The 13,471-nt window shown below is 33.8% G+C and carries 16 protein-coding genes and 1 tRNA gene; 5 read left to right on the top strand and 12 right to left on the bottom strand.

The genetic code is table 11. From position 1 onward, the window contains the following. Positions 1-26 precede the first annotated feature (26 nt). Together PQ462_RS22055 and PQ462_RS22050 are read right to left on the bottom strand one after the other, a co-directional pair. Entirely contained in the window at positions 27-956 is a 930-nt protein-coding gene (locus tag PQ462_RS22055) for a hypothetical protein (RefSeq protein WP_274251594.1), read from the bottom strand. Then, positions 943-1,395, bottom strand: coding sequence for a hypothetical protein (locus PQ462_RS22050; protein ID WP_274251593.1), 453 nt, complete (start codon positions 1,393-1,395; stop codon positions 943-945). Before PQ462_RS22050 ends, PQ462_RS22055 begins: the two co-directional genes overlap by 14 nt. A 164-nt stretch (positions 1,396-1,559) precedes the next feature. On the opposite strand from PQ462_RS22050, the gene PQ462_RS22045 reads away from it, so the two are divergent. Beyond that, complete coding sequence (locus PQ462_RS22045) at positions 1,560-1,736, top strand: hypothetical protein (RefSeq protein ID WP_274251592.1); 177 nt, start codon at positions 1,560-1,562, stop codon at positions 1,734-1,736. Between the two features lie 21 nt (positions 1,737-1,757). On the opposite strand, the gene PQ462_RS22040 is transcribed toward PQ462_RS22045, so the two are convergent. Together PQ462_RS22040 and PQ462_RS22035 are read right to left on the bottom strand one after the other, a co-directional pair. Then, a complete protein-coding gene (locus PQ462_RS22040) occupies positions 1,758-2,453 on the bottom strand; it encodes a tetratricopeptide repeat protein (RefSeq protein WP_274251590.1) in 696 nt (231 codons plus the stop codon). A 210-nt stretch (positions 2,454-2,663) separates the two neighbouring features. After that, positions 2,664-2,737: transfer RNA gene (locus PQ462_RS22035), tRNA-Ala, on the bottom strand. 103 nt (positions 2,738-2,840) lie between these two features. On the opposite strand from PQ462_RS22035, the gene PQ462_RS22030 reads away from it, so the two are divergent. The 4 genes from PQ462_RS22030 to PQ462_RS22015 all read left to right on the top strand — a co-directional run bounded on the left by PQ462_RS22030 (position 2,841) and on the right by PQ462_RS22015 (position 5,172). Further along, the gene (locus PQ462_RS22030; RefSeq protein WP_274251589.1) at positions 2,841-3,605 is read left to right on the top strand and encodes an enoyl-CoA hydratase/isomerase family protein; all 765 of its coding nucleotides are present in this window, start codon (positions 2,841-2,843) and stop codon (positions 3,603-3,605) included. Between the two features lie 90 nt (positions 3,606-3,695). Then, positions 3,696-3,872, top strand: coding sequence for a hypothetical protein (locus PQ462_RS22025; protein ID WP_012022687.1), 177 nt, complete (start codon positions 3,696-3,698; stop codon positions 3,870-3,872). A gap of 32 nt (positions 3,873-3,904) precedes the next feature. Beyond that, the gene (locus tag PQ462_RS22020) at positions 3,905-4,357 is read left to right on the top strand and encodes a 6-pyruvoyl trahydropterin synthase family protein (protein WP_149206125.1); all 453 of its coding nucleotides are present in this window, start codon (positions 3,905-3,907) and stop codon (positions 4,355-4,357) included. Positions 4,358-4,428: 71 nt separating this feature from the next. Next, positions 4,429-5,172, top strand: coding sequence for a UDP-2,3-diacylglucosamine diphosphatase (locus PQ462_RS22015; RefSeq protein WP_274251588.1), 744 nt, complete (start codon positions 4,429-4,431; stop codon positions 5,170-5,172). Here PQ462_RS22015 and PQ462_RS22010 read toward each other — a convergent pair whose 3' ends face one another. From PQ462_RS22010 to PQ462_RS21975, 8 genes are all read right to left on the bottom strand, one after another. Continuing rightward, positions 5,173-6,384: a cytochrome c3 family protein gene (locus PQ462_RS22010; RefSeq protein ID WP_274251587.1), complete on the bottom strand. Its 1,212-nt coding sequence runs from the start codon at positions 6,382-6,384 to the stop codon at positions 5,173-5,175. 83 nt (positions 6,385-6,467) lie between these two features. Then, positions 6,468-6,824 carry a hypothetical protein gene (locus PQ462_RS22005; protein ID WP_012022683.1) on the bottom strand — a complete coding sequence of 119 codons (357 nt, stop codon included), beginning with the start codon at positions 6,822-6,824 and terminating at the stop codon, positions 6,468-6,470. 79 nt (positions 6,825-6,903) lie between these two features. After that, positions 6,904-7,818, bottom strand: a complete 915-nt coding sequence (locus PQ462_RS22000; protein WP_274251586.1) for an alpha/beta fold hydrolase — start codon at positions 7,816-7,818, stop codon at positions 6,904-6,906. Beyond that, on the bottom strand, positions 7,819-9,102 hold the full coding sequence (locus PQ462_RS21995; RefSeq protein WP_012022681.1) for an MFS transporter: 1,284 nt from the start codon (positions 9,100-9,102) through the stop codon (positions 7,819-7,821). Next, a complete protein-coding gene (gene recJ, locus PQ462_RS21990; protein WP_274251585.1) occupies positions 9,089-10,795 on the bottom strand; it encodes a single-stranded-DNA-specific exonuclease RecJ in 1,707 nt (568 codons plus the stop codon). Before recJ ends, PQ462_RS21995 begins: the two co-directional genes overlap by 14 nt. A 240-nt stretch (positions 10,796-11,035) precedes the next feature. Next, positions 11,036-11,380 carry a HopJ type III effector protein gene (locus PQ462_RS21985; protein ID WP_274251584.1) on the bottom strand — a complete coding sequence of 115 codons (345 nt, stop codon included), beginning with the start codon at positions 11,378-11,380 and terminating at the stop codon, positions 11,036-11,038. Positions 11,381-11,479: 99 nt separating this feature from the next. Next, a complete protein-coding gene (gene rsmI, locus PQ462_RS21980; protein ID WP_111365779.1) occupies positions 11,480-12,199 on the bottom strand; it encodes a 16S rRNA (cytidine(1402)-2'-O)-methyltransferase in 720 nt (239 codons plus the stop codon). A gap of 36 nt (positions 12,200-12,235) precedes the next feature. Next, a complete protein-coding gene (locus PQ462_RS21975; protein WP_274251583.1) occupies positions 12,236-13,255 on the bottom strand; it encodes a hypothetical protein in 1,020 nt (339 codons plus the stop codon). Positions 13,256-13,471: the final 216 nt, after the last annotated feature.

Here is a 13,471-nt window from a genome sequence, read left to right as displayed (position 1 = left end):
AGAAAATTTACAATTTGTAAGAAGAATTAATCTGTTATGCGTTTATATTTTGTTACAGAAATTGGTTTTTTTGTGTTTAGGAAATTATCAGAAAAATTAAATCCCTCATTGCATTTGTAAACCAGTAAATTATATTGAATATCTATTTCACAATAAGGTGCGTGATGATCGCTGTTTTCTGCAGGAAAGATTAATTTATTATCTTTTATAAAAGCTTTATAAGCGTCAATATTCTCTTTTTTATCTATGCTGCCAGTCCAGGTGTTTACGGTTGCATAATCATATCCTTCTTCGAAATAAAAAGTGAGATACAATTTTTGGGTTTCATCGTACCATGTTCCGCCATATTTTTGAGTCAGTCCTTTTATATTGAGCATTTGCGATACAATATTTCCTGTTTTTTTATCGAAAGTAATGGTTTTGTTTGGTCCGCCGTAAAACAAAGTCAGCGTAATGGTACTGTCAGTTTCACTTTTAAAAATGATATCTTTTGCTGTTCTGATTTTGATATCCAGATTGTCATCCATAAGCTGAGAATCGGTGCATTTGATAATTCTTTTTTCAAATAAACCTTTTTTCTCAATTATTTCAAGCCACGGATTAACCATAACACCGTAGCCTACAATTTGTGCTCTGTAATTTTTGTTAAGATCTTTATTTTGGTATAAACCTAAAGACGTGCTCGAAAGTAATAAAGTATAAAAAGGAAGCATCATAGCAATAATGCTCATTGCAAATGTTACAAGTAATGCTGCCAAAAAGAGTTTTGCTAAGAGCTTTTTCCAAAAAACGATAATAATTAAAAAACTGCTTATCAGCCAGAACCATGATAAAACCACATCGCTGTAATAGCCGCGAAGACTAATTTCTTTAAAATAATACAACAGACAGTCCAGCACAAAAAGTCCGCAGATAATAAAATAGGTTCGCAATATTATTTTTTTACTCTGACTCATAATTTTTTAAGATATAATGTAAAGTAAATACAGTAACAATGGACAAAACCCCAATAGGCAGAAACGACAATGAAAGCGTATAAAACAATTCTTCTTTAAAAAGATAAGTGCTCCACGAAGATTCACGATCGACAAAAATGCTGTAATTCCAGAAAAACCAAACTGAAATTAAGCATATTAATTCAATTGTAATTTTTAAATATTTGTTTTTTATGAAAGTAAATAGCAGAAACACAATTGTTAGAAATACGGTCGTAAAAACGGATATTAAATAAGCATCGTCAAAAAAATGACTGTCTGGATTTCCGCTGGAAATTCTATCAGAAAAACTTCCCATTGCCCAATATATTTCTGCGAAAGTAAAAATGAAAAGTAAAAACGCAATTATAATGAGTTTTTTGAAGAATGATACTATTTTGGGTTTTACAGTTTGATTCATTTTTTAATTCTGATTACTGAACAAAAATATGAAACCTATTTAAAGAAATATCTTTCAAATGTGATATTTGTATCAAGTTAAGTTTTTACTCAAAGATAAAATGCTTAACCTTTTGATAATATGGTGAATAGTTTTAATTTTTACTTTTATTCAAAATTAAAACTATGGAAATTAACTGGATTGTAATAGGAGCTGTCGTACTATTGGTTGTTGTTTTGGTTGTACTGACAATTAGAAAAAATCAAAAAGAAAAAAAGAAACTAACAGACTTACTGAATAATGATTTTAATAAGACTGAAAAAGACGATGTAGATGCTGAGGACTCTGCTAATGAGAAATGATACTCTGAATAAGAGTAAATATTAAAATACGGTTTGATCATAAAATCTAATTCTTTGCAAAAAAGCTTTTTCACTCAATTTGTTTTTTCGAGTTAAAAACATCTTGTGAAATTTTTGACTTTGCTTTTCATCACCTTTAAGTTTATTCAAGAGAGATAGAAAATAAAAAGGTTCAAAATCTTGATTATTTTGTACTGCATCAATTGATTCTGTAAACCATTTTTCGGCTTCTTCGTAACGTTTTAAAAAATAAAGTGCTTCTGCTTTGTTAAGGTAATAGTCAGCTTTATCTTTTTCATTAAGCCAAATGCTATTAGTGTTGTTTTCGAATAAAGCTTTATCATACCAAATAAGCGCATCTTCATAATTTTTGCTAAACAAATATATGTTGGCTGTATTGAAGTATATGTAAAGTAGAGTGTTGAAATTGCCTTTTTCTTTATAAAATAATGCTTTTTTAGAAGCTTCTAAAGCCAATTCAAAATGGCCATCATCCCCTAGTGGTGCAGAAAAATCTCCCCAAAACATTGCTTTTTCAAATAGAATTTGTTGTTTATAGTACTCACTTGAAGTGTCTTTGTCTTTTGGCATTACACTTTCAATGTTTTCAATTATTGGGACTAGTATGTTATAGACTTCTATAGATTCCTGAAAGCTGCCATTATAATGAAACTTTTTTGCTTTTCCCCATTCTTTTATAAATTCTTTTCGTGTCATAATGAGTATTATTTTTCTTGTTTAAAAATTAGATTCTAAACTTGAATTAAATCTAAATTAAAATTTATTTCAATGAGAGAAGTTCCTAAAAAGATAAAAATATGTTAGAATAAGCCACAATATTTTGAAAGACTCAGGAAAATAGAAAAGGAATAGTATTGTGAAAAATAAAACCCTTGTAAAACTAAATTTACAAGGGTTTTGTTTTTGTGGAGAATACCGGATTCGAACCGGTCACCCCTTGCCTGCCAGGCAAGTACTCTAGCCAAATGAGCTAATCCCCCAAAGTCATAGCAAATAAAGTCATTTAATTTTCAAAAAACAAATTTAGGAACCTAACAGGCAAAATATTTTTCAAAAGCGTAACTTTACATTAAAACTGTTTTTATGAGTTCAGAAATTATAAAGGGTTCTTTAGAATCCTCTTTTCAAAATACAATTGCCACGGTGCAGTTTGGGCATCCGGCAAGTAATTCTTTCCCGCGTGAATTATTAGACCGACTTACATCTGAAATTAATGAATTAAGCCGAAATGAAAATGTTTCGGTAATTATATTAAAAAGTGAAGGCACAAAAGCATTTTGCTCAGGCGCTTCGTTTGATGAACTTTTGCAGGTAGAAAATGAAGAACAGGGAACTGAATTTTTCTCTGGTTTTGCACATTTAATAAATGCAATGCGCAATTGTAATAAGCTGATTATTGGCCGTGTTCAGGGAAAAGCTGTTGGAGGCGGCGTAGGAATTATTTCTGCCTGCGATTATGTTTTTGCGACTCCAGAAAGTGATGTAAAATTATCAGAACTTGCCATTGGTATTGGTCCTTTTGTTATCGAACCGGCTGTTTCACGAAAAATAGGTAGAACTGCAATGGCCGAAATGACTTTGGGAGCGCACGCATGGAAATCGGCAGATTGGGCTTTTCAAAAAGGATTATATTCTGTTTTAAGCAATGCTGAAAACCTTGATGCCGAAGTTGAGAGTTTTGCGCAAAAATTAAGCTCATACAATCCCGAAGCTTTAAAAGAAATGAAAAAGATTATCTGGGAAGGTACAGAACAATGGGAATCTCTTTTGTTTGAACGCGCAGCTATTACAGGTAAACTCATTTTATCTGATTTCAGCAGAAATGCTTTGTTACAGTTTAAAAAATAGGTATGATATTAGTCATTGATTTTAGAGAAATAGTAACATAGTTTTGAAAAACATTTTAAAAACAATTTTTCACTATATAAATTATTGAACATGACTATCATTTCACTATTTCAAAATGTCGATGTTGCAGAAAAAATAAAACACGCGCCAGACAGCAGTTACCAAATAGGAGTTGTTATTGGATCTTTCATTCCGTTTCTGGTTTTAGGAGGAATTGCCTTGTGGATGTATAACCGTGCTAAAAAAAGAGATAAAAACGGTTATTAATTTGTAAATTTGCAACCTTAAATTAAAAATCGATGAGTAATATCAGAATTACAAAACAATTTAGTTTCGAAACCGGGCATGCATTGTACGGTTACGACGGAAAATGCAAGAACGTTCACGGACACAGTTATAAATTATCGGTAACGGTTATTGGTTCGCCAATTACTGACCGATCGAATGTAAAGTTCGGAATGGTAATTGACTTTTCTGACCTAAAGAAAATTGTAAAAGAAGAAATCGTCGATCAGTTTGATCATGCGACTGTTTTTAACCAAACGACACCGCATATAGAATTGGCAAATGAATTAAAAAATCGCGGCCATCATGTTATTTTAGTTGATTATCAGCCAACGAGTGAAAACATGGTTGTAGATTTTGCAGAAAGAATTAAAAACCGTCTGCCTGCTGGAATTTCTCTTTTCTCATTAAAACTTCAGGAAACAGAATCTTCGTTTGCAGAGTGGTACGCATCTGATAATTTGTAAAAAGTCCAAAGTCAAAAGATTTTATCTTAGTTGTTTAAAAATCTAAGAAGCCTAACAATCTAACAATCTAAATGAAAAAAATATATTTTGCTTCAGATCAGCATTTTGGTGCGCCGACTCCAGAATTGAGTTTACCGCGCGAAAAGAAATTCGTAGCATGGCTTGATGAGGTTAAAGAAGATGCAGAAGCGATTTTTTTATTAGGAGATTTATTTGATTTTTGGTTCGAATATAAAACCGTTGTACCAAAAGGATTTGTTCGAATTTTAGGTAAACTGGCTGAAATTCGCGACAGCGGTATTCCCATTTATTTTTTTGTTGGTAATCATGATCTTTGGATGAATGATTATTTTGAAACCGAATTGAATATTCCGGTGTATCACGATAACAAAGAATTTACTTTTAACGGAAAGACCTTTTTAATTGGTCACGGAGACGGAAAAGGTCCTGGCGATAAAGGCTATAAAAGAATGAAAAAGGTATTTACAAATCCGTTTTCAAAATGGCTTTTCCGCTGGCTTCATCCAGATGTTGGCGTTAGCTTGGCGCAATATCTATCAGTTAAAAATAAATTGATTTCTGGAGATGAAGATATTAAGTTTTTAGGTGAAGAAAAAGAATGGCTTATCTTGTACGCTAAGCGAAAACTAGAAACCAAACATTATAATTATTTCATTTTTGGGCATCGTCATTTACCAATGATTCGTTCAGTTGGCGAAAATTCCGAGTATGTTAATCTGGGCGACTGGATTGGCTACTTTACTTATGGCGTTTTCGACGGAGAAACTTTCGAACTTAAGGAATACAAGAAATAATTACTTCTTATTAGCCGTATAAATCCCAATTTTGTGTGTTCGTAACGAATAACTAGACATTGCAGCAGTATTTGACTGCTGAAAACGAATAGCATTTGAATCCTGTTTTGGCATATGGCATTCTATGCAATTTTCTGTCATTGCTGTTTTTGATACAGTTTTTAGGGTTTCTGGAGTGTGTTTTGAATCCTGATGACAGCTCATACAGATTTTAGAATACGAAACCATGCTTTTAGAAGTATTCTCATGCGGATTGTGACAGTTCATACAAGTCATAGTTTCGTTTTTCTTGAAACATTTACTTTGTGATAATAATCCAAGCTGATTGCCGTGAACATCGTAAACTTTATTATCATTTGATCCCGGAACGCCTCTAAAATAATCCAGAAGATTATCGCCGGGTCTAAACTCAAAACGAGATTTTATTTTTAGTTTATCATTTCCTGAATGACAAATTGCACAGGCATCTATTTTTTGTTGTCGTGTTAATTTTTTAAAAGAAACAATATCCTGTGCCAGTTTTAAATCAGGAAACTTTAAATGAGTCTGCACATGTTTTTTTGCCGGGCCGTGGCATCGCTCGCAGTCTATGCCATAGATTAACGTTTTTGAGTTCATAAAGTCTTCTACTTCCATGTTCGTGAACGTAATGCTGTCTGAACTCGTTGTAATATATCTGCTTGCTATGTTTGAACTGTGACAGCCGTAACATTCTTTTTCAATTTTTCTTTCAAAATTTGGTACAGTTGCCGAATATCCCGGACTTGTTGCCCAGCTGTTTAAAGATTTATAATAAGAAACAGGCAATTCGTATGTGTAATGATTCTTCCAATATGCACTGGTCTGAGCATGTTTAACACCAAACAAAACCTCAAAAGGATAAGCTTCAACTTCTTTATTGTTTTTATACAAAACCTGATATAAAGTATCGTTTCGCTCTTCCATCACCAGTTTGGTGTTTTTGTCGTATACAAAAGTGTTTTTTCCTTTCGAAAAATGACCCAAGACGTTTTCTTTAAGAGCGGGAGAAGTTGCTTTAAAATGTGAACTGTGAAAAGCAGATTCTGATTCTGCTTTATGACATTGAATACAGCTTTCTGAACCGGCATAGTTAGTACCACGCGGATCAATATATTCATCAGATTTGTTTGTGCAGTTTGTTAAGAAAACCGACAAAACCATAAAAGCAATAAAAATGCAGGTATTTTTCATTGTAGTAAATATACTTTATTTTGAATACAAACAAAATATATTTCAATAATGAAAAAATAGTGTTAATTTATTTAGAATAATTCTTAGTTTAGCCCAACTCCGTAAACATATTCATCAAGTTCAATTTTAAACAAAGAACCTTCAACTAAATCTTTAATCGATTTTAATTCGGTCATAGAAACGGCAAGATCTATTGAATTGCATGGCGTTTTCAATAAAAATTTATGGCAGGAATATTTCATTTCGCAAGCTTCGCAGCAGGTGTTTTCAAGAAGGCTGTCTTCAATTAAATCACAAAACTGATTCAATTCGGAAATTGTAAAATAAAAGCCTGTTTCTTTAAAAACCAATTGAACTTTGTCAAGAATGGTTTGGCTGTTTTGTTTCCAGTAAAAGGCAATTCCAAAATTGTTATGATATATCTGTTCTATTTCTCTCATCGTTGATCCTTTTATTCCAACAAATATAAATATTATTTATATTAATTCTAAATAAAAAATTCATAAAAAATGAAAAAGATTATTTAAGCCATTTTTTTATGTTGTCAAGAAATTCTTTTTGCTGGTCTACAAATAAATAATGAGAACAATTATCTAGAAAAGCGAAGTGTTTTTCGCCAGCCAGATCTTTAATGGATTTAATTTGTGCCGATGAAAAAATGCCGTCTTCTTTTCCGTAAACAGCATGAATAGGAACTCCAGCAGCTTTTATTTTCTTTAAAAATGGTCTGCTGTCAATATTATTTTGCTTTTCGTTTTGATAAAAAAGTAAAGGCGCGTTTTTGTTTCGAATATTGGTTTTATAGAATTCGCCCGCTTCATAATCAGTATATAGCTTTTTAGATTCTGCGGTTGGATTTGGCATTTTAAAAAAGCCGTTTTCTCCTGCGAGTTCAAAACACTTTTTTCGATATTCGGCCGAATTTTTATCGAGATTCTCTACAACGTGTATTCTTTTTAATTGTTCAGAATCACTGCTATATTTTTTCTTCAGCGTATTTAAAATATGATCGTACGTTTCCTGCTGTGAAAACAAAGCTCCGGCTAAAACCAAAGCGCTCACATTTTGCGAATATTTATTTGCATAGAGTGTCGCAACCAAACCGCCAAAACTATGGCTGAGTAAAACAGCTTTCTTTAAATGATATTTTGCATAAATTGAATTCAGATCCTGAAAAGCTTCTTCATAAGTAAATTTTGCGTCAGGATCTGCCGATCTTCCTTCGCCTCTTCTGTCATAAACAATAACATAAAATCCCTGATCGGCCAGTTTTTGAGCTGTCGTTCCTTCAAACAAAGTTGCATTGCCGCTTGGGCCTCCATGAATAAAAATTACGGGTTTGTTCTTTTCATTTCCGTACGTTTTGATATACAGATTTTGAGCGTTAGCGAAAAAGCAAAACAGGAGAAAAAAAGAAACAAGAAATGACTTCATCTATTCCAATTTATGATGTTCATCCATATCTCTTTTTAAATCTAAATTTCTAAAAGTCGGCGATTTTAATGCAGTGAAAACAACAGTTAAAAGCGTAACACTTCCTCCAAAAACAACCGATGTTACAGCGCCCATTAATTTAGCTGTTGCGCCGCTTTCAAAAGCACCTAATTCATTAGAAGATCCAACAAAAATTGAATTTACAGCACCAACACGTCCGCGCATATGATCCGGAGTTTTAAGCTGTAAAATCGTTTGGCGGATTACTACTGAAATTCCGTCAGCTAATCCACTTAAGAATAAAGCAAAAACAGAAAGCCAGAAATAGGTGGAAAGACCAAATAGAATGATTGATAATCCAAAAACAAATATGGCAATTAAAAGTTTCTTTCCTGCATTTTTATATAGAGGCACATAAGCCGAAACAATCATTGTAATAAAAGCACCCACAGCAGGAGCAGCTCTTAAAATTCCAAAGCCTTCTGAACCTACTTTTAAAATATCCTGAGCAAAAACGGGCAGTAATGCAACGGCTCCTCCAAAAAGTACTGCAATCATATCAAGTGATAATGCACCCAAAACAATTTTGTTTTTAAATACGAAAGTTAAACCTTCTGTAAGGCTGTCTTTAATTGATTCTCCAATCTTCGGATTGATGATTGGTTTTGCACTAATTTGCGATAAGGCGATTAAGGAAAGAATTGAGAATCCGAAAACCAAACACATTGACCAGTGAACGCCAATCCAGTTAATTGAGAATCCTGCCAATGCTGGTCCCATTACGGCTCCAATCTGCCAAACCGAACTGCTCCAGGTTGCCGCATTTGGATATACTTTTTTAGGGATAATTAAAGATAAAAGAGAAAAGATAGTTGGTCCCATAAAAGCACGAACCAAGCCTCCAAAAAATACTAATGCATAAATTGAATATAGAATTATATTTGAAGACCAGCCGCCAACAACTTTTGGCCAAGTCAGTAAAAATAAACCAAAACTGATTATTGAAAAACCTAAAATACATTTTACCAATAATCCTTTCTTTTCTTTCTGATCTACAATATGTCCTGCAAACAACGCCATTCCAACAGCCGGAATAACTTCCATTAAACCAATAATTCCAAGCGAAAGCGGATTTTTAGTTAAACTGTAAACTTCCCATTCGATTACAATAAACTGCATCGACCAGGCAAAAACCATCGCAAAACGCAATAATAAAAATACGTTGAATTCTCTGTAACGCAATGCCTGATACGGATCAGGTTTGTTCGATTTAATCTCTTCCATCTGTTCTAATGTCTTTCAGCATAAGCTGAGTTGAAATGTTACCGTTCCATTCATTTTCGGCAATTGTATAAGCCAGCTGAAACGGATTTTGATTTTGTGCTATATTTAATTTTTTTCCGAGTCCAAAGCCAATTGCAGCGATTCCGTCGGTTCCTAGAGATTGTTTGACGAAAAGTCTTAAATGCTCTTCATCTGCGCCCAGAGTTTTAGCATAACCAGTGTCTTTAACATCTTTGGTCATAAAAACCGGAGTCATATTCTGCGGTCCAAAAGGTTCAAATTGTTTTAAAATCCGAATTAGTTTTGGGGTAATATCTGAAAAATCAATTTCGGCATCAATTTCGATTTCTGGAGTTCGCATTTCGGGTTGAATGGTTTCCTGCACGCATTTCTCAAAAGCATCTTTAAAAAGCTGATAATTTTCGGCTTTTAAAGTCATTCCCGCTGCGTACATGTGGCCTCCAAATTGTTCCAAATGTTCTGAACATGCATCAAGTGCATTATAAACATCAAATCCTTTTACAGATCGTGCAGAAGCAGCATATTTGTCGCCGCTTTTAGTAAAAACCAAAGTCGGTCGATAATAGGTTTCTATTAATCTTGAAGCTACAATTCCAATAACGCCTTTGTGCCAGTCTTCCTGAAAAACAACAGTAGAAAAACGTTCTTCTTCGTTATTTTGTAAAATCTGCTGAAAAGCTTCTTTCGTGATTTTTTTGTCTAAATCTTTTCGATCAGCATTGTATTGTTCAATTTCTGAAGCGAATTGCTGGGCTTGTTCTAAATCAAATTCGGTTAGTAATTCGACAGCGTGATTGCCGTGTTTGATTCTTCCCGCAGCATTAATTCGTGGCGAAATAATAAAAACGACATCAGTAATATCTAAAACTTTCTTTTTTACCTGATGTACCAAAGCTTTAATGCCTGGTCTTGGTTCGCTGTTAATCACTTTCAACCCAAAATAAGCCAGAACACGGTTTTCTCCTGTAATCGGAACAATATCGGCTGCAATTGCAGTAGCAACTAAATCCAAATACGGAACTAAATCCTCAATCGTTTCATTTCGGTTTTGACCTAAAGCCTGAATCAGTTTAAAACCAACTCCGCAGCCACACAACTCATCATAAGGGTAGGAGCAGTCTTCTCTTTTTGGGTCTAAAACCGCAACAGCATCTGGTAGAATTTCGCCGGGCCTGTGGTGATCGCAGACAATGAAATCAATATTTTTGGCTTTTGCATAAGCGATATGATCGATCGATTTGATACCACAGTCAAGAGCGATAATTAGGGAAATTCCGTTATCGTCTGCATAGTCAATCCCTTTGTAGGAGATTCCGTAACCTTCGTCGTAACGATCTGGAATGTAAGTTGCAATGTGAGGATAATGCGATTTTAAATATGATGAAACCAAAGAAACTGCTGTTGTTCCGTCGACATCATAATCGCCAAAAACCATAATATTTTCCTGATTTTCAATGGCGCGTTCAATTCTTGCAACGGCTTTATCCATATCTTTCATCAAATATGGATCGTGAAGATGTTCTAAAGACGGACGAAAGAAATTCTTGGCATCTTCAAAAGTTTCAATACCACGCTGAATCAAAAGCGTTGCTACAAAATCTTCTACATTTAAGGCCTGTGCCAAATGTTTGATTTTATCTTCAGAAGGTTTTGGTTTTAAAGTCCAACGCATGGGTTGATTTTAGATTTTAGATTATTGATTTTAGATTGTAGATTTCTGAAATCGTTTAATCTGATTGGTAATTTTTTTTGCCACAGATTAAAAGGATTTAAAAGATTTTTTTATGAATTACAATAATTTCCACTAATTTAATTTGTGTCAACTTTTATATTAATCTATGTTAATCTTTTTAATCTGTGGCAAAAATATTTTGTATAAAAAGGGCTTCGACTTCGCTCAGCCGGACAAATGTTATTTTTCTTCTAATGCGTTTCCTTCAAACTTAATTCCGTCCCAGCCTAAGTTGATGAAATTTCTAATGTTTTGGTGATTCGTTCCGTTTGGGTCGCCTAAAACTTCATCAAAATAAAATGCTCCAAAACAAGCCAAAGTTTCTTCTTTACTTAAGTTTTGCAGTTTTGCGAAAGAAAATAATTTACAAGAACCTGAATTTTCTCCTGCTGCATTATGTTGTGTTCCGTTCTGAAAAGCAGTTGGAGTAAAGTTGTAGTTTTCCTCTATTACTGCAATGGTTTCCGGAAATGTAATTTGTGTTGGAGTTTGTTTTACTTTTTCTAAAAAGGCTTGTATGCTCATGATTATAATTTGATTTTTTTTGTCACAGATAAAAAGGATTAAAAAGGATTTTTAAAATAATCTGTGAGAATCATTTTCATCTGTGGCTGAAATAATTATTTATTCTTCTTCATCCTTAGAAAACTTACTTTTCTTAGGCTCTTTTGTTATTGTTTTTCCGGCAACAACAACTACGATTTCGCCGCGTGGTGCTGTTTTTTCAAAATGCGCCAGAACTTCTTTTGCTGTTCCGCGCACATTTTCTTCGTGTAATTTTGATAATTCTCTCGAAACGCAGACTTGTCTGTCCTCTCCAAAATACTGTACAAATTCGGCTAAAGTTTTAACGAGTTTATGCGGAGAAACGTATAAAATCATCGTTCTGGTTTCTTCGGCTAAAGCCAAAAAACGAGTCTGACGTCCTTTTTTATCAGGCAGAAAACCTTCAAAAACAAATTTATCATTTGGAAGTCCGCTGTTTACAAGAGCGGGAACAAAAGCCGTTGCGCCCGGAAGACATTCTACTTCAATTTTATTTTCGACACAAGCACGTGTCAGCAAAAATCCAGGATCTGAAATTGCCGGAGTTCCTGCATCTGAAATTAAAGCGATGGTCTCACCGGCTTTTAATCTTGCAATTAAATTTTCGGTAGTTTTATGCTCGTTGTGCATGTGATGGCTGTGCATGTGCGTGCCAATTTCAAAATGCTTTAAGAGTTTACCGCTTGTTCGCGTGTCTTCAGCCAAAATCAAATCGACTTCTTTTAAAACCCGAATGGCTCTAAAAGTCATGTCTTCAAGATTGCCAATTGGCGTTGGAACGATATATAATTTTGACATATTTTTTTATGTGAAATGTAAAATGTGAGTGAAAAGTTATGCGAATTTTTTCTCGATAATTCCAAGAAAACGCTCAGCGTAATCGTCTTTTCCTTCCCAATTGTTATAATCTGGTTTTACCATGTTTTCAATAAAATCTTTTGCTTCGGCATAAGAATCAAAAGTTAATAACTGGTTTAAAACACGGCTGTAATCTTCAGTACTGTTTCCGAAAAGGTTTTTAGTGAAAGCAATTCGGTCGTTCAAATCAATATGAAAACCTTTTGCCAGCTTGTCGTTTAAAGAAACTGATTTTGGTTCTCTTGAAGTTTCTAAAACCGGAGCGCTTTTTTGTTCTTTTAAATCATTGTTTGAAGAAACAGGCTCAAAGCTGTCTACTTTTACAAATTGTGCATCAGCATAATTGATTCCAAAATCTTCAAAGGCAATTGGAATTGGAGTTGATTTTGATTCAATTTTAGGCTCTTCTTTAACTTCCTCTTTAATTTCTTCAAGATCTAATTCAAAAGCAGGTTTAAAATCCGGAATTGGTTTTAAATCACTGACTGTTGTAAACGAAAGTTCTCCAATGTTGCTTTTCGGTTCTTCTGTTTTTTCAACTTCTTCATCAACTTCCGGTTCTTCAATTTCGGGTGCTTTTGGTTCTTCCGTAATTTCTTCGGCAGGTTCAGGAGTTATTTCTTCAGGAACAGCAGCAACAGGTTCTTCAGCAGCAGGTTCTTCAACAGCAGGTGTTTCTTCAATTACAACAGGTTCCGGAGTTTTTTCAATTTCAGCTTCTTCAGCCTGAATTGGATTCTCGATCGCAGTTTCAGCCGGAAGAATTTCTTCAGAAATGGTTTTGTTTTCAAAGATGGTTTCAATTTCAGCGCTGATTTCGCTGTGGCTGATTGTTGGTTTTACCTCGTCGAAATTTTCATCTACAAATTTTAAAATCGCTAATTTCTCATATAATTTCTGAGTTTCAAGATATAATTGATTGATATCGGATTTGTTCTTAAGCTTTAAAATTCGATGTGCAATGCTGATTAAATCGGCTTCCAATTTTTTTTTCATGACTGTTGAAATTATAGTGAATAAGGTATTTTAGTGTATTTAATGCTTGAATGTCTTTATTCTTGAATAAATCTTAAAGATATTTTAAAGATATTTTTTATTTCTGTTAATAAGCGTTTGCCAATCTCCCGTTTGATAAAAATTTTCTACTTTTGAAAAAATGTAAAACAGTACATTTTTACGTCGATTTATTACCAGTACAAAGTAATAAAAACT

This window comes from Flavobacterium sp. KACC 22758 (assembly GCF_028736135.1).
GTDB classification, from domain to species: Bacteria; Bacteroidota; Bacteroidia; order Flavobacteriales; family Flavobacteriaceae; genus Flavobacterium; species Flavobacterium johnsoniae.
This window is presented reverse-complemented; position numbering and strand designations above follow the sequence as displayed.